This is a genomic window from Prevotella sp. CAG:255 (genome assembly GCF_000431195.1).
In the GTDB taxonomy this organism is placed as follows: Bacteria; Bacteroidota; Bacteroidia; order Bacteroidales; family Bacteroidaceae; genus Prevotella; species Prevotella rara.
Genome location: NZ_HF986784.1, coordinates 1 through 18,940 on the forward strand (window position 1 = coordinate 1; position 18,940 = coordinate 18,940).

The window sequence follows — 18,940 nt, forward strand, 5'->3', positions numbered from 1 at the left end:
AGTATAAGGATTTTCAATCCGATTACTTCCTATTTTTTGATTAAAAGGTATGAGTATCGGATTAAAAATCCTGATATTCAATGCTGTCGGATAGCATATCCGACAGAACATTAGCTTTGCTGTTTCGAAACAAAGATAGGAGTTTGTATCACCACAAGGCATTTGGATTTTTCACTTTTAACTTTTAGTTTTTTACTTTCGTAAGACGTTATTCACTTAACCGAGCAGAAAGTCTTTAACTATCTTCAGCGCCTCGGCCTTAGCTTTGTCCAGGTCGTCGTTGATAACCACCTTGTCGAACTTCGGGGCGAAGGTAAGCTCGAACGACGCACGGGCTATGCGGTCTTCTATCACTTCCGGGGCGTCGGTGCCGCGTCCTGTCAGACGGTTGCGCAACTCCTCTATCGACGGCGGCTGGATGAACACGCTGAGGGCACGGTCGCCATAATAGTTCTTTATGTTGCATCCGCCCTTCACGTCCACGTCAAAGACAACGTTCTCGCCTTTTTCGAGCTGTGCCTCCACCTGCTGCTTCAGCGTGCCGTAGTAGCGGTCTTTATATACTTCCTCATACTCGAGGAACTCGTCGTTGTCTATCCGGCGTCTGAACTCTTCGGGCGTAACGAAGAAATATTCAACGCCGTTGCGTTCTGTGCCTCTCGGGGCGCGGCTTGTGCATGATATACTGAAGGCCATGCGCAGCTCTTCGTGCGACATCAGCCAGTTGATTATTGTGCTCTTTCCGCTTCCGCTAGGAGCAGAGAAGATAATGAGTTTTCCGGGCATGGTTTTAAAAAGTAGTTAAAGGAGTTAGAGTAGTTAAAGAAGTTAAAGTCATTTGCGTTTCTCATCGGGAGTTAAAAGAGTCAGAAGTAGTTAAAGGAGTTAGAGCCATATGCTTTTATGCTTGCAGGTTAAAGTCATATATTCTTGACTTTATCTATATTTTTAAGCATCATACCCAAAAGCTTTCTTTATGATAAAGAACGTGCAATGGTAATGACTTTAACTACTATAACTACTTCTAACTACTTTAACTCCTAAAATTTAAAGTACATTAAGCACCTGTTCTTTTATCTGTTCCAGTTCGTCCTTCATCTTCACCACGATGTTCTGCATCTCGGCCTGGTTGCTCTTGCTGCCTGTGGTGTTTATTTCGCGTCCCATTTCCTGAGCTATGAAGCCGAGCTTCTTGCCCTGGCCTATGCCGTCGTTCATGGTCTCGCGGAAATATTTAAGATGGTTTGCAAGGCGCTGTTTCTCTTCGTTGATGTCGAGTTTCTCTATGTAATAGATAAGTTCCTGCTCAAGGCGGTTCTTGTCGTATTCTATTTCGGGTATGCTCTTCAGGCCCTCAACGATACGGCTGCGTATCTTCTCCACACGCGACTTCTCGTATGGCTCAATAGACGCCAGCAGACTGCCGATGTTGTCGAGCTTCTCGCTGAACTTGTTATAAAGGGCGGCACCCTCCTGCTTGCGGAACTCCACAAGCGCCTGCAGTGCCTGCTCAACGCCGCCGCGGGCAACGGCCCACTCCTCGTCGGTCAGCACCTCTGCCTCGGTCTTGCTCATAACGTCGGGCATGCGCACAAGTATGCTGAACCAGTCTTGCGGCTCAGGCATGCCGGTCTTGGCGGCAATGTCCTTTATCTGATGATAATAGTTCTCCACCAGCGCACTGTTGATAGGCGTGGCGTCGAGAGACGCGTCTTTCTCTATCCAGATTGAAAAGTCAACCTTTCCTCTTACGAGCGCCTTCGAAATCATCTGGCGCATCTCCATTTCCTTCTCACGGTATAGCGGCGCAATGCGCGTAGACAGGTCTAAGGCCTTACTGTTTAAAGATTTTATTTCTACATTAATCTTCTTCTCATTGAAGGTTACGACCGACTTGCCATAACCCGTCATAGATTGTATCATAACACTTTTGTAGTTAAATTTATGCAAAAGTACATATTTCTTCGGAAAAAAGCGTATTTTTGCACTTTATTTAAGAAGATATTTTTAATTATGTCGTGTATTTTGAATATTGAGACGAGCACCAACGTGTGTTCGGTAGCAGTAAGCCAGGACGGCGCCTGCATATTCAGCAAAGAAGACCACAGCGGCCCGAACCATGCAGTAAGACTTGGAACATTTATTGACGAAGCCATTTCGTTCGCCGACAGCCACGCCATTCCGCTCGATGCCGTAGCCGTGAGCTGCGGCCCCGGCTCATACACCGGCCTGCGCATAGGCGTTTCGATGGCCAAGGGCATATGCTATGGCCGCGACATCAAGCTGATAGCCGTGCCCACGCTCGAGCTGCTCACAGTGCCCGTACTGCTCACACATGAGCCCGAACCCGGAGCGCTGCTCTGCCCCATGCTCGACGCACGCCGCATGGAGGTCTACTCGGGCATATACGACCGCTCGCTCAAAGAGGTGAGAGGCGTGCAGGCCGACGTGGTGGACGCCGACACGTATAAGGAATTCCTCGACAAAGGCAAGGTGTATTTCTTCGGCAACGGCGCATGCAAGTGCATCGAAGCCATCAACCACCCCAACGCCGTGCTGATAAAAGGCATTGAGCCGCTGGCTAAGAACATGTTTCCGCTGGCAGAGAAGCGCATGGCCGAGGAGAAATTTGAAGACGTGGCCTACTTCGTGCCCTTCTATCTGAAAGACTTCGTGGCAAAGACACCGAAGAAACTGCTGTAAGCCACGGCGCAAAAGCGCACACGGGGCAAGGACAACAGAGACACATATCACACTACATTTAAACGGAATTTAAACAAAGAAGAAATGGAAATCGATGGATTAGACTACAATACACAGCGCAAGAAGCTCACGCTGCCCGAATACGGACGCGAGGTGCAGAAGATGGTAGACTACGCCATGACGCTCAGCGACAGAGAAGAACGTCAGAAATGCGCAGAGACCATAATATGCATCATGGAGCGCATGTTCCCGCAGAACAGAGAGAACATTGACTACAAGCAGAAGCTGTGGGACCATCTGGCCATAATGAGCGACTTCAAGCTCGACATCGACTATCCGGTAGACATCAACGAGGCAAAGAGCATAACCACAAAGCCTCAGCCCATGGAATATCCAAAACAGAAGAACCCCATAAAGCACTACGGCGGAATGGTGTTCGAGCTGTTTGAACAACTGATGAACATGGAGCCCGGACCCGAGCGCGACGAGCTTACGAGGCTGACGGCCAACCAGATGAAACGCAACCTGATACAATGGAGCCACGGCTCGAGCGACGACGAGAAAATAGCCTCTGACCTGGCACGCTTCACCAACGGGAAGATACAACTCGACCTCGACACATTCAAGTTTAATGTGGGAAGTCTGAAGGAACCCGGAGAAAGGAGAAGGAAAAGAAGATAACGCTAACAGCAACGTTAACCAAATCAAGACCCGAACATGGAATCTTTCATCATAGAAGGCGGACATTCGCTCAGCGGAACCATAACACCGCAAGGCGCCAAGAACGAGGCGCTTGAGGTGATATGCGCATCACTGCTTACGCCCGAAGAAGTAAGAATAAAGAACATACCTGACATTCTTGACGTAAAGAATCTCATTCTGCTGCTCACAGACATAGGCGTGGATGTAACCCGCATAAGCAGGAACGAATATTCGTTCAAGGCAGAGAACATCAACCTCGACTATCTGGAGAGCGACGAGTTTATACGCAAATGCGCTTCGCTCAGGGGCAGCGTGCTGATGATAGGACCGCTGCTGGCACGCTTCGGCAAGGCCGTAGTGACCAAGCCGGGCGGAGACAAGATAGGACGGCGACGCCTGGACACCCACTTCCTGGGATTCAAATATCTGGGCGCAAAGTTTCTGCACAACGACGAAAGAAACACATTCGAGATAAACGGCAAAGAACTTAAGGGCTGCTACATGCTGCTCGACGAGGCATCTGTAACCGGTACGGCAAACATCATAATGGCAGCCGTGCTGGCAAAAGGAACAACGACAATATACAACGCGGCATGCGAGCCCTACATACAGCAGCTGTGCCACATGCTCAACCAGATGGGCGCACGCATCAGCGGCATTGCATCAAACCTGCTGACGATAGTGGGCGTCGACTCGCTGCACGGAACCGAGCACAAGATACTGCCCGACATGATTGAGGTGGGCTCGTTCATAGGCATGGCAGCCATGGTGGGCGACGGCATACGCATAAAGAACGTGTCGCTGCGCAACCTCGGCATCATACCCGACGCATTCCGCCGCCTCGGCGTAAAGATAGACACTGAGGACGACGACCTCATCATACCGCACATGGACCACTACGAAATCGACTCGTTCATTGACGGCTCGATAATGACTCTGGCCGACGCCCCATGGCCCGGACTCACGCCCGACCTGCTATCGGTGCTGCTTGTTGTGGCCACCCAGGCAAGAGGCAGCGTGCTGTTCCACCAGAAGATGTTCGAGAGCCGCCTGTTCTTTGTAGACAAACTGATAGACATGGGCGCACAAATAATACTCTGCGACCCGCACAGAGCCGTGGTGGTAGGCCACGACCATAACGTAAGGCTGCGTGCCGGACGCATGACAAGCCCCGACATACGAGCCGGAATAGCGCTGCTCATTGCAGCCATGAGCGCCAACGGCACAAGCCGCATAGACAACATTGCGCAGATTGACCGCGGCTACGAGGACATTGAGGCACGACTGAACAACCTCGGAGCCAAGATTGAGCGCATAAGCTAAGCATAAAAGCGAAACAACAACAGCGATGATAAGACAAGAGGAAGTTTTCAAAATCGGCAAGATAGGCAAGCCCCACGGTGTGAAGGGCGAGGTGTCGCTAATGTTTGAGGACGACGTGTTCGACAGAGTCGACGCCGACTATCTCGTGCTGCTCATCGACAGCATACTCGTGCCTTTCTTTTTCGAGGAATACAGGTTCAAGAGCGGCGAGACAGCCCTTGTGAAGTTTTGCGACATCGACACCAAGGAGCAGGCGCAGGAACTCACCGGATGCGACGTCTACTTCAGCCGCAAGCTGGCAGAAGAGAGCCAGGACGCCATGTCGCTCAACGAGGCCGAAAACTTCAGCCTGCTCGACGCCAACAACGACAACCGCCTGATAGGCACGGTCAAGTCGGTTGACTATTCAACTGTAAACACTCTCTTTAACGTAGAGACACCTGACGGCAAGGAAATAATGATACCGGCATCGGAAGACTTCATCATTGACGTCGACACCGAGAGGCACATCATTGTGGTAGACCTGCCCGAAGGACTTCTCGACCTTGAATAAGCAGACGCCACGGCCCCACGGCCGCAAGGCGCGCCAAAGACGATACGGAACGACGAAAGACAAGAGAAACAAATTTAGAAGTTGGGAGAATTTAAGATTTTATGAAGAAACAGATAGCCATTCTCGGTTCAACAGGCTCGATAGGCACACAGGCACTGCAGGTGATTGACGAGCATCCAGACCTGTTTGAGGCTTACTGCCTCACGGCCAACAACAAAGTGAAAGAACTGGCCGAACAGGCACGCCGCTACAATCCGGCAGCAGTGGTGATTGCCAACGAAGACAAGTATGAAGAACTGAAAAGCCTGCTCGCCGACCTGCCCGACATAAAGGTGTATGCAGGCAAACAGGCCATAGACGAAATAGTGGAGGCCGGCCCGATAGACATGGTGCTCACGGCAATGGTGGGCTTTGCCGGACTTAATCCGACAATTCACGCCATCAAGGCACACAAGAAGATATGCCTTGCCAACAAGGAGACTCTGGTTGTTGCCGGAGAACTGATATGCGAGCTGGCGCAGAAATACCACGCACCGATAATACCCGTTGACAGCGAGCACTCAGCCATATTCCAAAGTCTGGCCGGAGAAGGCGACAACGAGATTGAAAAGATATTGCTGACGGCATCAGGCGGCCCGTTCCGCAACTTCACCAAGGAACAGCTTGCCACCGTAACCAAGGCCGACGCGCTGAAGCATCCCACATGGAGCATGGGCGCAAAGATAACCATAGACAGCGCCACGATGATGAACAAGGGCTTCGAGGTTATCGAGGCTAAATGGCTCTTCGGCGTTCCGGCCGACAAGATTCAGGTGCTTATCCATCCGCAGAGCATCGTGCACAGCGCCGTACAGTTTGCCGACGGAGCCGTGAAGGCACAGCTCGGAGTGCCCGACATGCGCCTGCCCATACAGTATGCACTGACTTACCCTGACCGCATTCACCTCAACGAAGACCGTCTCGACCTGTTCAAGCAGCCGCTGGAGTTCTTCGAGCCCGACTTAGACAAGTTCCGCTGCCTGGCGCTTGCCTTCGAGGCGATAAAGAAGGGCGGCAACATGCCGTGCATTGTCAACGCAGCCAACGAGATTGTCAACCGCGGATTCCTTGAGGACAAGTGCGGATTCACACAGATGAGCGACATCATAGAGAAGACCATGAGCCGCGTAAGCTTCAGCAGCGCGCCCGACTATGACACCTACGTAAGCACCGACGCCGAGGCAAGGCGCGTGGCTACCGAACTGCTCGGGGCACACTGATAAAGAAAGAATAAATAAAACAAGTAACATATTTTTATCCAAAAGCAAAACAATCCGACGGCGGCAACCGGCCGCAGAAAGAAAAATTAAGAAAACAGAGACATGGAAATATTTTTGATAAGACTGCTCCAGTTTATGCTGGCAATCTCTATTCTCGTGCTGCTGCATGAAGGCGGCCACTTCTTCTTTGCAAAACTTTTCGGCGTAAGGGTTGAAAAGTTTTACTTGTTCTTCGACCCATGGTTCCACCTCTTTGAATTTAAGCCCAAGAAAAGCGACACGACATACGGCGTGGGATGGCTTCCGCTCGGCGGCTACTGCAAGATTTCTGGCATGATAGACGAGTCGTTCGACACTGAACAGATGAAGCAGCCGGCGCAGCCGTGGGAGTTCCGCTCCAAGCCGGCATGGCAGCGACTGCTGATAATGGTGGGCGGAGTGCTCGTAAACTTCCTGCTTGCGCTGTTTATCTATTCGATGGTGCTCTACACATGGGGCGACTCTTACTACCGTCTGGACAAGATGACGATGGGTATGAAGTTTAACGACGCTGCCAAGAAGATAGGCTTTAAGGACGGCGACGTGCTGCTGCGAACCAACGAGAACACGCTGACAAAGTTTGACGTCGACATGTACCGCGACATAGCCAACGCGCAGACCGTAACCGTGATGCGCCAGGGCAAGGAGATACAGCTCACCATGCCCGAAGACATGAGCCTGCTGACCATGCTAAAGGAGCAGCCCGTGTTTGTAAAGCCGTTCATCCCGGCCGACATAGACAGCGTGATGCCAAACTCTCCGGCAGCAAAGGCAGGCATGATGAAGGGCGACAAGCTGCTGGCGATAGGCGGCAAGAGCATTGACTCATGGAACGAATTTGACGACCAGATGGCCGTAATGGGCGACATGCTCAGCGTGGCCAAGACCACAAAAGACAGCATGAAGGTGCGCACAACCACGGTAGTGTTCTGCCATAAGACCTCGCCCGAGAAGCGCGACACGGTGAAAATGGTGCTCAACCCTGACCTTACGTTAGGCGTAGGCCGCACATATCTGGCTACATACTACAAGCCCGAAACCGTAGAATACGGCTTCTTTGAGAGCTTCCCTGCCGGAATAAAATACGGTATCGGCGTGCTCCGCGGATATGTAGACGACATGAAATATGTGTTTACAGCCGACGGTGCCAAGTCGTTGGGCGGCTTCGGATCTATCGGCAGCCTGTTCCCGCCGACATGGGACTGGATGATGTTCTGGCGCATGACGGCATTCCTAAGCATCATCCTTGCGTTTATGAACATCTTGCCTATCCCGGCTCTCGACGGCGGCCACGTGCTCTTCCTGCTCTATGAGATGATTACGCGCCGCAAGCCGAGCGAGAACTTCCTTATAAGGGCTGAATATGTAGGCTTCGGCATACTGATTCTGCTGATGGTTGTAGCCAACCTGAACGACATTCTCAGATGGCTGGGATACATGTAATAATATTGATTAGGAGTTAAAGAAGTCAGAGCAGTTAAAGGAGTTAAAGCCATATGCCTTGTGGACTATTATAAACCACTTTGCACATATCTTTCCACTCCTGAATCTTAATCAGCTGACGCAGAACTTCGCCTGCGCTCTACACATGATCTTAACTTTATTCTGACGCGAATTAAAATAAAACGCCTTGAATATAACGAAACAAGAAAAAATGCCAAGTGGTTGATAATAAACCGCTTGGCATTTTTCTTTTTTATTTGCATACACACAGACATGCTTAATGAATCAGCCACAGCCGAATGCTTCGGCCCATAACTATATACTCATAAATAACGGCAGAATAAAACCAAATCCATGCTTTTTATATATTACGCCCATACGGCACGGACACATAAAATGCCGGAAAGGCACAGCCTACAAACGGCATCGGCTTCTGACAGCATGTAAGCTGCCTGCAGCTTTCATGCGGCAATGTGTCATCACAAAAATGTCAAGATTTTCTGCTGAAATAGAAAAAGCAAGAGCGGAAAACAGGTAGCTGCGGTAAAGTATATTTACATTTATATGCAAAAGGTATGCTTTTGAAAAATTAACCGGCAACTTTTTACTCAAAACCGGGCCACTTTTGCACCTCAAACAACCCTGTTTTTTCATTGAAATAATAGCTTTTTTGTCCCAATCAGGACAAAAATCTTTGCACACATCTACGCATAACGATGTAACACGCTATGCATCTGACACTTGCGCTTGCACACGAAAACGGCACGTTTTTACGGCCAAATGATTTTAATTTTCAAATATCTCAGTATGAGAGCGTCAGGCAAAATCAATGTGAAAGCAAAACCGCGGAAACTGTTACATATAAAAATGGCCGAGAAAAAAAAGAATGTACCCGACCGGGATTAACAAAAAAGACACGATAAACCATCCCGTCAGGCACATTCAGATACAAGCATCTTAATAATCAGAAGTCAAGGCCGCCACGGCATAATGCCTCTGCATGGCGGCTGTAAGGCATGCGTGCTTAGCGCTTTCTGCCCTCCTTCCGGCTGTTCATCTCGCTGAAAGTCTTTTTCTGGCTGTCGTCAAGCAGATTGCTTATCTTCGTGTTAAGCTCCTCCATCTTGCTTCTGCGCTCCTCGCGGCTTACGTCCTGACTGAAGAAGTCGGTGTAGAGCGACTTTATGTTCTGCTTCTGCTCGTCGCTTAGCTTCAGCTTGCTGTCGAGCTGCTCCATGCGTTTCTCCACTCTCTGTTCAGGCGTAAGCTTCTGTCCGCCCCTTTTCTGTGCGTCGGCGCTGATGCCGAACATGGCCGTCAGGGCCATCAGTAATAATAGTTTCTTCATGAGTTCTCGTTTTTTTTAGATGTTTAATTTAATCTCAAACAGCCCTTTGGCCGTAAGAGTTTTGCCATATTGCGTTATAGGTTTTGCTCCTTATGTCTGCATTTCTCTGCCGCCGTATGTCAGTCTGCCCCGCCCTGCCGCATCATGCTGCGCCTTAGGAAAGGCAGGCCGACAGCCGCCCGGCATTGATTTACAAACAACTAAAACCTAATTTAATGTATTCTTACTACGGCATACGCTGATGTCATAGCGGCCTCAGACGGCCTATCTTATCGTATAGACAAAGCTCACCATGGCATAGGGCTGCAGCACGTTGGCCGTGAGATAGTCGTAGTAGTTGCTGCCTACCGACTGTCTGAACGACTGGCTCTGCCCCAGTATGTCATACACGTCGAGCCTTATCTCGGCAGCATTGTTCTTCAGGAACTTCTTGCCGAGCGACGCGTTCCACAGGAAATAGTCTTCCGTGTCGGCGCTCAGGCCACTGTAGCCCGTATAGGTCAGCGTGCTGCGCAGAGTCAGTCCGGCCCAGAAGGTCCAGCCCACGCGGGCCTGTGCTATGTGCGTAACATAGTTGCTCGTGTTCAGGTCGGCAACAGAACTGAGGGCCTTGTTTATCGAGGCTGAATACGACAGCGTGAAGTCGAGCTTGTCGCTGATGTTGCTGCCTATCACCACCTTGGGCACAAACGTCAGTTCGCGCGTATTGCTCTTCACGCCGTTGAATATCGTCGGCACGCTGGCATAGTTGCCGGCAAGGCTCAGGTTGACGTTGCTGCGTATCAGGTCGAGCGGGAATCCGTATGTCAGCATGGCCTGCAGACTATAGTAACCGTCGAGGTTCACAGGGCGCGTAAGCTGTGCGCCCTTGTCCATCTCTATTCCGCCGGGCAGCGTGATGTCTTCTGTTGCCACGAAGGTGCTGTCTGCCACATATCCGTTGCGCAGCGTGGCGCCGAGCATGGCTATGAAGGTCTGTCCCGACATTGTTGTGAGCGTATATCTCAGGTTGAGCGTATGGTTAATCTGCTGGTCGAGCAGCGGGTTTCCGGTAGAGAGGAACAGCGGATTGGTGTTGTCGACAACCGACTGCAGCTGCTGCAGCGTGGGCGATGTAGAACTGCTGCGGTAGCGCAGCATGAACGAGTTGTTGCGGTCGAGCGAGTAGCGTATCATGGCCGACGGCAGCACAGAGAAATAGTTGTGCGATATGTTGTCGGCAACGGGATACGACTGTTCGCCGTCGAGCGAAGCCCACTGGAAGTCGGCACCGAGCGTGAAGCGCCATCTGTCGAGATTCCATCTCAGGCCCAGTCCGGCAGCATGCGTAAGATAGTCGGTCTGATACACGCTCGACATCTGGTCAATGAGCTGTTCGCCCAGGTCGGTCATGCCGTCGCTCTCAAACGTCTTCTTGTCGGCGTCGCTGTTGCTGTAAGAGAACTTATAGTTGGCGCTCAGCTGCACGTTGTCCACTATCGGCTCCGTATACATCAGGTTGGTGCGCAGCGATGTCTGCTTCTCGTCGTTGTCCTTGCGCTGCGAATATTCCGTGGCCGTTGTCGTGCCTTCCTCGGTCTTGCTTTCCTTATAGTCGGTGTAGGTGTCGCTGCGCTTGTCGGTTATCTGTCCGTTCACAGATAGCGACAGCGTGCGTCCCTGCTTGTTGAAGCGGTGGCGGTAGGTGGCGTTAAGTCCGGCGCTGTACGATTTCACGTCGCTCTCCGAGCTGCTGCCTATGCTGCTCTGCTGCTCGCCATACAGGAGGTTTTCGCCCAGATAGCTGCTCAGCGTGTTGCTGCTCTGATAGCTGAACTTAGGGCGCAGCTGCAGGGTGTTGTCGGCGTCTATCTTATATTCGAGGTTCATGTTCACGCGGTGGTTCCAGTTGGTCATGTCCGACTCGCTGTCCTGCATGTACGACATGCCCGGCAGTGCCGACTCGAAATACTCGCGCTGCAGATTCTCCTGATAGTCGTTAGACGACTGATTGAAGAAGTAGCTCGACGTAAGCTTCAGCTTGTCGTTCCATTCGTTCACATAGTTCAGGCCTATGCCGTTGGTCTTGGTCACACCGCCGAGCGAGCCCACCATGAAGTTGTCCGTGCTGCCGCGTCGGCCTCCGCCGCGCCTGCCCCCGCGCTTTGAGCTTTGCGCCGACATAACTCCCGACAGGTCTTCCTGCGAGAAGTTCTGCTGGTTGACATTGTTGCTCATTCCGAGTATTGACAGCCTCTGCGACTCGTCAAATATGTTGATGTTTCCGCCGGCGTTATAGCGGTTGTCCGTGCCGTATCCGCCGTACACCTTGCCGAACACTCCTTCCTTGTAGCCGCTCTTTGTAACGATGTTTATCGTCTTTATCTCCTCTCCGTCGTCAAATCCGGTAAACTCGGCCTGGTCGCTCTTCTTGTCGAACACCTCTATGCTGGCTATTATGTCGGCCGGAAGATTCTTCAGCGCAAGGTTTACGTCGCCGTCGAAAAACTCCTTGCCGTCCACCATCACCTTGCTTACGCTCTCGCCCTGGGCCTGCACCTCGCCGCCTTCAACCACAATGCCGGGCATCTTTGCCAGCAGCTCTTCGGCGGTGCTTCCGTCTAACACTTTAAATGCCGACGCGTTATACGACAGCGTGTCGCCTGCCTGCTGCGCACGTGTTGCCCTTCCCTCTACCGAAAGGTTTTCGAGCATGGTGGCGTCCTCGGTCAGACTTATGTTCATCACCTTGTTGTCACTGCTACCCAGGCTGACGCTCTTCTCATACGTCTTGTAGCCCATGTAGCTCACCTTTATTCGGTATTGTCCTGCCGCAAGGTTGTCTATTCTGTATTTTCCGTCCATGTCCGACACGCCAAGACGGGTCTTGCCGCCGTTGGGCGTTATCGACACCGTTGCTCCAGGCAACGGGTCGGACGTCGACTTGTCAGTAATCTTTCCGCTGACAACGGTCTGTGCCATTGCACCGGCCGCCGCCGAGCAGCATATCATCAGAAGCATCAGCAGTCTGACTATAAATCCAGGGTTTCTTTTCTCGTTCATTTTCATATCATTTTAGCGGTTTATGTTGCAAAGATATTGTTAAAACGGTGTTTTCTGCAACACAAATTCGCCGTGTAAGGGTAAACGACATATAAGTGAGGGTAAACGGCATGGCTCATTTTTCACGTTACAGAATATTTACACTATCTTTGCACCGGGAAAGATTTAGTAACGCAATAACGATAATTTATGCTAAGAAAGATACCTCTGATAACCGACCTTCTCTTTGCCTGCGTGCTGTTGCCGGCATTGTGTTTCCTGCTTCCCATAGAGCGATGGATAGCCAACAACCTGACGTTTGTCTGCATACTGGCGTGCTGGCTCTATGCCGTTTATTTTTTCAACCGCTATATCACGGTGCCCATGTTCTTCCAGACGCGCCGCAAGGTGATTATAGCCCTTATCCTGATTCTTGCCACAATATTGATTACATGGCTCATATCGCAGTATCAGATGGACTTTCCGCACAGGCCGGTGCGTCCACGCCGCGTAAGGACTGTGGCCAGGGCAAGGCTTCATCAGCAGGCAGTGTGGTTCCTGTATGTCGCAACCATCACCTTCAGCACGGCCGTAGGCCTGCTCACCGAACTTATCAGGCAGATTGTGCGCAGCCACGACCTCGAGACGGAGAAGAAGAAAGCGGAACTTGCTCTATACAAGGCACAGATTAATCCTCACTTTCTTTTCAACACGCTCAACACTCTCTACGGCATGATTGTGATGAAGTCGCAGCAGGTGGAGACGGCCTTCATGCAGTTTATCTGCCTGATGAAATACATGTACACCAACCCTACGAAGGAGGCCATACCCGTTGAAGAGGAGATCGACTACATACGACAGTATATCGAGATACAGAAATACCGCACCGAAAACAAGGACAGCATACAGCTGTCTTACTATAACGACAACAAGCGGCAGGGACTGCAGATAGTGCCCATGCTGCTTATAACCTTCGTAGAGAACGCCATAAAATACGGTCTGTCGTCTACCGACGACCGCCAGGTGTATATCGTCATAAGGATTGAAGACGGCACGCTGTTCTTCTCTACGCAGAACCAGAAGCCGACAGACCGGCGCGGCCATTCTGCCGGCATAGGCATAAGCAACTGCCGCAAGCGGCTCGAACTGGCCTATCCCAAGCGCCACAAGCTCGAGATAAACGACGCTGACGGACTCTACACCGTGCTGCTGAGCATAACCTTAATAAACTAACCACATACAACGACGACAGGAACAATGAGATGTATTGCCATTGACGACGAGCCGATAGCTCTCAACATAATCAGCGAGTTTGCCCGGAGAATGGGCAACATAAGCGTTGAAACATTCACCAACCCGCTCAAGGCGCTCGAAGAGATAAGGCGCAGCAAGCCCGACATAGTGTTCATTGACATAGAGATGAAGGGCATGAACGGACTCGAACTTGCACGTATCATTTCGTCGGACGTGATGTTCATATTCACCACGGCATACGCCCAGTTTGCCCTCGACGGCTTTGAGCTCAACGCCATCGACTTTCTTCACAAGCCGTTCTCGTTCAACAGATTCGAGGTTGCGGTGTCAAAGGCCATAAGGCAAAAGGACCTGCAGGAAAGGGCGCGTCATGCAGAGGAAGACTTCTTCATAGTGAAGTCTGAATATAAAAACATCAAGATAAGCTATGCCGACATCTCGTTCATCGAGGCGCTGAACAACTACATCAAGATTCATCTTAACCACGAGCGCCCCGTAATGACGCAGATGAGCATGAAAAACATTGAGGAGATTCTGCCTGAAAGCACCTTCATAAGGGTTCATAAGTCGTTTATCGTCAACAAGACGGCAATAATAAGCTTCACCAAAAACGACATAACGCTGGCCGGCAACCACACCATTCCTATCGGGAGGGCATACTCTGCCAACTTCGCCAGCTGCATGAACGGCACAGGCAACGCAGATAAGCAACAGCCGAATGAAAACAATTAGGTTCCGACTTGCCAAAAGCCGGAACCCAAACTAAAAACAGATTGATTTTCAGATACATGCGTCTGCGGCTGTAACAGCCGCCTTATATTTCAGTGTCTTTTATATTTAATTCTGCCTAATCGCCGTTTTCATTCTGCAGCACCTATTTCAAGCCTTACCGACTGCGGTTCGCTTTCGGTTACAAAGACTTTCTTAACCGGCGTAACGGCATCGTAAGAGCCGACTCCACCCTTCATGCAGCCGATGTAAATCATATTTGAGTCGTTGAGCGCACACGGCACCCTGAACATCTGTTCCCTGTCTGACGTCATCGTTATGGGATAGTCCATCAGCACACGGCCGTCGCGATAATAGGAGTTGAAGGGCAGCTCGTCGCCGCCATAGTTTATCAGATTAGACACGACAAACTTGTCATTGGCGTTTATCTTGCCGTCGCTGACAACGGTTACGTCTATCCAGCGCTTTAGCGGAACGTAAAGGTTATGGCTGTAGAACTTGCCTCTCTCGAAGTGGAGATTGTCATAATAGAAGCGCAACTTCTGATCTTTATTGTCGGCCTTTATGTCTTTCGGCATGATGTATTTTTCTTCTGAGAGCGAAGAAAGGTCGAAAATGAGGTAGAAGTTTCGCGACGCCGACGCATCGTTGCCGTTGTCCTGCAGCTCGTCGTCACGCAACTCGAAATACAGCCGATAGTTGCCGTCCTTGTCGGTAATGCCTTCTGCCTTGTGGCGTGTAGTCTGCTGACCGAGCCACACCGACTCATTATAATCCACACTCACCTTAACTCCGGCAAGCGGCGTCCCGTCGGCAGTGCGTGCCACACCGCTTATCATAGTGCTGCTCGCGGTAGGTCCTGAGATAAAGTCGTTCTCCTCATCGCACGACACGAGGCAAAGCACACATGCCATCAGCCAAAAGAAATTAATTAAGCTGCAAGTTTTCATATCCGCAACATTTAAGATTTTGTCTACATACTAAACTCATTTGTTTACAAAACCTTGCATCTGCGAATAAAAAAACTTGCAGCTTAAGCTATTTTAAAGAAAATATGTTACACAAACCAAGTATGCCAAACGCCTGTTTACTTCTGCCCTGACATCTTGACAAACGCCTTCAGCATGTCACACTTTGTGGTGTAATCGTCAACATACTTCGGATGTTCCTTCGCGAAATTATGCAGCGCTGTCATTGCCTTATACTGACTTGAAGCCGGGCGCGGGATGTATACGGGATTGTAGTCGCTGTCGTATTTCACTTCAAACCACGGGTCTTTGTCTACAAATGCCAGCGCGTAGAGAGCCTTGTAGCGCAGGCTGAGGTCGGAAGACACGGCACACTGATTGAGACATTCAACCGTCTTGCGGGCAAAGTCGAGCTCGCCGGTGCGTGCGCTGTCGTAAATGCTGTGGGCATAATGCGTAAGGAACCAGCAGTCGCCGTAGCATGATGCCTGATAATATCTTACGGCAAGGTTGTATGCCTGTTCGTCTTTATCCTTTCCCTCACGCGCAAGACTGTAGCCCGACTGCATCTGAATCATGTCCTTACAGTATTTCAGTTTCAGATTCTGCTTAGGCTCGCCCATCTCCGGACCGTCGGTGTCGGGCAGGTTAGGCAACTGACGGTTAAACCAGCGCGGCACGTCGTAAACTCTGTTTGCCATATACCAGCTTATGTTCTGTTTTGAAAGATAAGCCACAGACACGCGCTCAAGATAAGGCACTGCGTCGGCAAAGCGGCCCTCTGCCATATAGCGTGTGCCGATGAGGTCGTTGTAATAGTCGCTGTTGGCATACACCTGTCGTGCCACATACTGCTCAAAGGCATTGTCCTTGTCTGAGGTGAGATAAGCATAATATGCGGCAACACTGTCGGCAGAAGCTGTTGACAATGCATTAAAATACTCGTTGCCTGCTGTATAGTCCATGTTCCATGGCCAGTCTCCGCCCCACTTGAATCCGGCGTCAGAATGTTTTCCGCCGGCATTGAAGTCGAGAGCATTCTCCTCCATCATGCCATAAAGTGCCAGACTTACGTTCTGACGGCCTGCGGCGCTGAACCGCGGCGCGAGCACCCTGTAGGCTATGCGCTCCTTAACGTCGGTGTAGTGGTTGGCATACTCGGCCGACGAGCCGCGCTCCTCGGCTATCTTGCCGTCAAGCCAGCTGAATTCGTCTGCCATCCATGACATAAAGGCGGCATCGAACGGCGAGCCTGAAGCCCTGACGAGCAAGCGTATGCAGCGTGCGTTGTCCTTCATGCGCTGCGTGCCGTCCATGTTCATTGCCTTGTCAATGCGTGCCGAAGCATCAGCCGTGTTGCCGAGCAGATATTCAACCATAGCGGCGGCACTCTGCCACAGGCACGGCGACGATGTCTTGCCCTCGGCTATCACCTTGTCGGCAAATGCCACAAACTCCTTTGCCTCGCTGCCGGCTATCACCTCGGCGCCCTTCATCTTAACCCAGTCGGCGTCTACCTTGCCGTCTGTAGTCTCGTCGAGCGTCTCCTGAACGTTGTTCACAAAGTCCTGCACAAGGAAAAGCAGCGAATAGGCATTAGGCTCAGAGGCATACACGTTCTTTATGCCTGCGAGATTTCTGTATTTGCGCATTATCCACTTAATACTCTGCATGTCGCCCTGCTCGGCATATATGTTGCAGGCCTCAAGACGCTTGCCCGTCTTGTACAGGGCGCGGGCATAGATGTTGCGGGCAGCGTCGCGCCACACTCCCTTAGGCAGTGCCGATGCCGTTGAGTTCCAGTAATCAATGTTTACCTGATCATAGTTGAGCATCATGTTGGCACGCATCACCATGAGCACGTTCTGCTCCTTCATGCCTGAGCCCGAGTTCACGGCATTCCATGCGTTTTTCCTTATATATTGCAGGGTAGACTTGCGCTTGACAATCTGTGCCAAAGTGGGATATTCCCATGCGTCGAGACTCACCTCGTCGCACACGGTCAGGTATCTGTCGAGCAGCTGCATATATTTTTGCATGGCCACATCGCCGCGGCTGCGCGCCACAGAGTCGATTCTGTCATGATACCATTTGTAATACTGCGGTGAATTGTCTGACGGATCGCCGGCATAATTTTTCCAATAAGAGTTGATGCCACTGCTGAACGGCAACTCCATACTCTCGCGTCTGAACACGCTGAACACATAGCTGTTGTGAGTGGGAGCCTCGCTTACGCATGCCCAAGCGTCGCCACAGAGCGACAAGGCAAAGAGGCTAACGAAGATAAATTTTCTCATAATCTTCAGATTTAAATCGAGTTATATTCTGATTACTCATGTCAAAAAGTATAATTTCACTATTGGCGTCGGCTCGCTTGCGGCTCACGGCGTCCTTGGCCTTCAGTATGTCGGCCATCTCAACGCGGCGCTCAACGATGCTGTCGCCGGGCAGCACGGGCAGGTCGTCGTCGGCATGCATTATGCCCACATAGCGCCCGCGGCGGAACAGTATGCGCCAACTGTAGAGCGGATAGGCAGCAGCGAGAGGCAGGCCATATCCGGCAAGGCGCGGCATATAGGGCGCGGCGTCGTTCATGTCGAGTATGGGCTTGCGGCACGCAAGGTCGGTAAAGTCGCCCGTGTTATACATCATCAGCACGCCGCGGTCAACAGGCGGTGCGGGCTGCGAGAGCTGATGAAGGCGTATGGTGGCCGACAGTTTTATGCCGTCGGCGCCGGCCATTGAACGCAACTGCCGCAGAAAACTGAAATAAACAGAGCGCGTGCGCATGGTCCAGTCGCAGTCAATCTGTATCTCCTTAACGCCGCCTATGCCGTTGGTCTCGTTCATCTGTCGTACACGCCTGTATATCTTAGGTGCGAGCGATGTGTCGGCGGCAGCCATGCAGCTGTTGACGATATACACCACCGGCACCACTTCTACATCCTTGGGCACGGGCGTAAGAAAGCGCAGAGTGGCATTGGGCACAGGCATGCCGTCGTCGCCGTCTACCACATCGAAATAGCGCAGATACATGCGGCTGATGTTGTGGCGGCGCATAAACTGCTGCTTAACGCTGTCTATGCTGAGGGTGGTGCTCCAGTAATAAACCGAGCGCACCGCACTGTTGCCCCTTCTGCCGTCGCACGACAGCAGAAACACGGCCAACAGAGCCATGACAACGATATAGATAATATTTCTTTTCATCACGGCAAATATACTCAAAAATTAATTATACGTATATATTGTACGCAAATTTATAGAAAAATAACAAATCGGCGACACACTGAAATATGTACGCTTACAATCCGTCTTGTTATTATAATATGCTCTGCACATTAATTGATTAATGTAGAACGTTGTTTCTTCACTCTTCACTCAAAACTCTTCACTTAAAACAAAATGTCAAATGCCGTTTTATAAAAGGCCACGTTTTAGCCTCTAAAAGGTGGCCTTTTGCAGCCTAAAAGACGGCCTTTCGCAAGCTAAAAGGGCACCTTTTGGAAGTGTATTTGTATCGTACTGATTATCAATAAGTTACGAATAGCACTAAATGTACATTAAAATAAATCATGACCATGCAAAAAAATAAAGGCCG

General features: G+C 50.9%; 15 protein-coding genes. 8 read left to right on the forward strand and 7 right to left on the reverse strand.

Going from position 1 to position 18,940, the window contains the following annotated elements:
* Nucleotides 1–216: 216 nt before the first annotated feature.
* On the reverse strand, nucleotides 217–786 hold the full coding sequence (gene gmk / locus QVO66_RS03540) for a guanylate kinase (RefSeq protein WP_021854027.1): 570 nt from the start codon (nucleotides 784–786) through the stop codon (nucleotides 217–219).
* A 261-nt stretch (nucleotides 787–1,047) separates the two neighbouring features.
* Nucleotides 1,048–1,923 carry a YicC/YloC family endoribonuclease gene (locus QVO66_RS03545; RefSeq protein WP_021854028.1) on the reverse strand — a complete coding sequence of 292 codons (876 nt, stop codon included), beginning with the start codon at nucleotides 1,921–1,923 and terminating at the stop codon, nucleotides 1,048–1,050.
* Between the two features lie 90 nt (nucleotides 1,924–2,013).
* On the opposite strand from QVO66_RS03545, the gene tsaB reads away from it, so the two are divergent.
* From tsaB to rseP, 6 genes are all read left to right on the forward strand, one after another.
* Nucleotides 2,014–2,703, forward strand: a complete 690-nt coding sequence (tsaB, locus tag QVO66_RS03550; protein ID WP_053398249.1) for a tRNA (adenosine(37)-N6)-threonylcarbamoyltransferase complex dimerization subunit type 1 TsaB — start codon at nucleotides 2,014–2,016, stop codon at nucleotides 2,701–2,703.
* Between the two features lie 84 nt (nucleotides 2,704–2,787).
* A complete protein-coding gene (locus QVO66_RS03555; protein ID WP_021854030.1) occupies nucleotides 2,788–3,384 on the forward strand; it encodes a DUF4290 domain-containing protein in 597 nt (198 codons plus the stop codon).
* Between the two features lie 36 nt (nucleotides 3,385–3,420).
* Nucleotides 3,421–4,728 carry a UDP-N-acetylglucosamine 1-carboxyvinyltransferase gene (gene murA / locus QVO66_RS03560; protein ID WP_021854031.1) on the forward strand — a complete coding sequence of 436 codons (1,308 nt, stop codon included), beginning with the start codon at nucleotides 3,421–3,423 and terminating at the stop codon, nucleotides 4,726–4,728.
* A gap of 25 nt (nucleotides 4,729–4,753) precedes the next feature.
* Complete coding sequence (gene rimM, locus QVO66_RS03565) at nucleotides 4,754–5,281, forward strand: ribosome maturation factor RimM (protein ID WP_021854032.1); 528 nt, start codon at nucleotides 4,754–4,756, stop codon at nucleotides 5,279–5,281.
* Nucleotides 5,282–5,382: 101 nt separating this feature from the next.
* Nucleotides 5,383–6,540, forward strand: a complete 1,158-nt coding sequence (locus QVO66_RS03570) for a 1-deoxy-D-xylulose-5-phosphate reductoisomerase (protein ID WP_021854033.1) — start codon at nucleotides 5,383–5,385, stop codon at nucleotides 6,538–6,540.
* A 102-nt stretch (nucleotides 6,541–6,642) separates the two neighbouring features.
* Entirely contained in the window at nucleotides 6,643–8,022 is a 1,380-nt protein-coding gene (rseP, locus tag QVO66_RS03575) for an RIP metalloprotease RseP (RefSeq protein ID WP_288172541.1), read from the forward strand.
* A gap of 1,024 nt (nucleotides 8,023–9,046) precedes the next feature.
* Here rseP and QVO66_RS03580 read toward each other — a convergent pair.
* Both QVO66_RS03580 and QVO66_RS03585 read right to left on the reverse strand, forming a co-directional pair.
* Nucleotides 9,047–9,370, reverse strand: coding sequence for a hypothetical protein (locus QVO66_RS03580; protein WP_021854036.1), 324 nt, complete (start codon nucleotides 9,368–9,370; stop codon nucleotides 9,047–9,049).
* Between the two features lie 264 nt (nucleotides 9,371–9,634).
* Nucleotides 9,635–12,412 (reverse strand): TonB-dependent receptor, encoded by a 2,778-nt coding sequence (locus tag QVO66_RS03585; protein WP_021854037.1) that lies wholly within the window; start codon nucleotides 12,410–12,412, stop codon nucleotides 9,635–9,637.
* Between the two features lie 189 nt (nucleotides 12,413–12,601).
* On the opposite strand from QVO66_RS03585, the gene QVO66_RS03590 reads away from it, so the two are divergent.
* The gene (locus QVO66_RS03590; RefSeq protein ID WP_021854038.1) at nucleotides 12,602–13,624 is read left to right on the forward strand and encodes a sensor histidine kinase; all 1,023 of its coding nucleotides are present in this window, start codon (nucleotides 12,602–12,604) and stop codon (nucleotides 13,622–13,624) included.
* A gap of 24 nt (nucleotides 13,625–13,648) precedes the next feature.
* Nucleotides 13,649–14,377, forward strand: a complete 729-nt coding sequence (locus QVO66_RS03595) for a LytR/AlgR family response regulator transcription factor (RefSeq protein WP_021854039.1) — start codon at nucleotides 13,649–13,651, stop codon at nucleotides 14,375–14,377.
* A gap of 128 nt (nucleotides 14,378–14,505) precedes the next feature.
* On the opposite strand, the gene QVO66_RS03600 is transcribed toward QVO66_RS03595, so the two are convergent.
* From QVO66_RS03600 to QVO66_RS03610, 3 genes are all read right to left on the reverse strand, one after another.
* Entirely contained in the window at nucleotides 14,506–15,324 is an 819-nt protein-coding gene (locus QVO66_RS03600; RefSeq protein ID WP_021854040.1) for a carboxypeptidase-like regulatory domain-containing protein, read from the reverse strand.
* Between the two features lie 137 nt (nucleotides 15,325–15,461).
* Nucleotides 15,462–17,639, reverse strand: coding sequence for a hypothetical protein (locus QVO66_RS03605; RefSeq protein ID WP_021854041.1), 2,178 nt, complete (start codon nucleotides 17,637–17,639; stop codon nucleotides 15,462–15,464).
* Nucleotides 17,617–18,549: a hypothetical protein gene (locus QVO66_RS03610; protein ID WP_288172543.1), complete on the reverse strand. Its 933-nt coding sequence runs from the start codon at nucleotides 18,547–18,549 to the stop codon at nucleotides 17,617–17,619. The genes QVO66_RS03605 and QVO66_RS03610 overlap by 23 nt, the downstream gene beginning before the upstream one ends.
* Nucleotides 18,550–18,940: the final 391 nt, after the last annotated feature.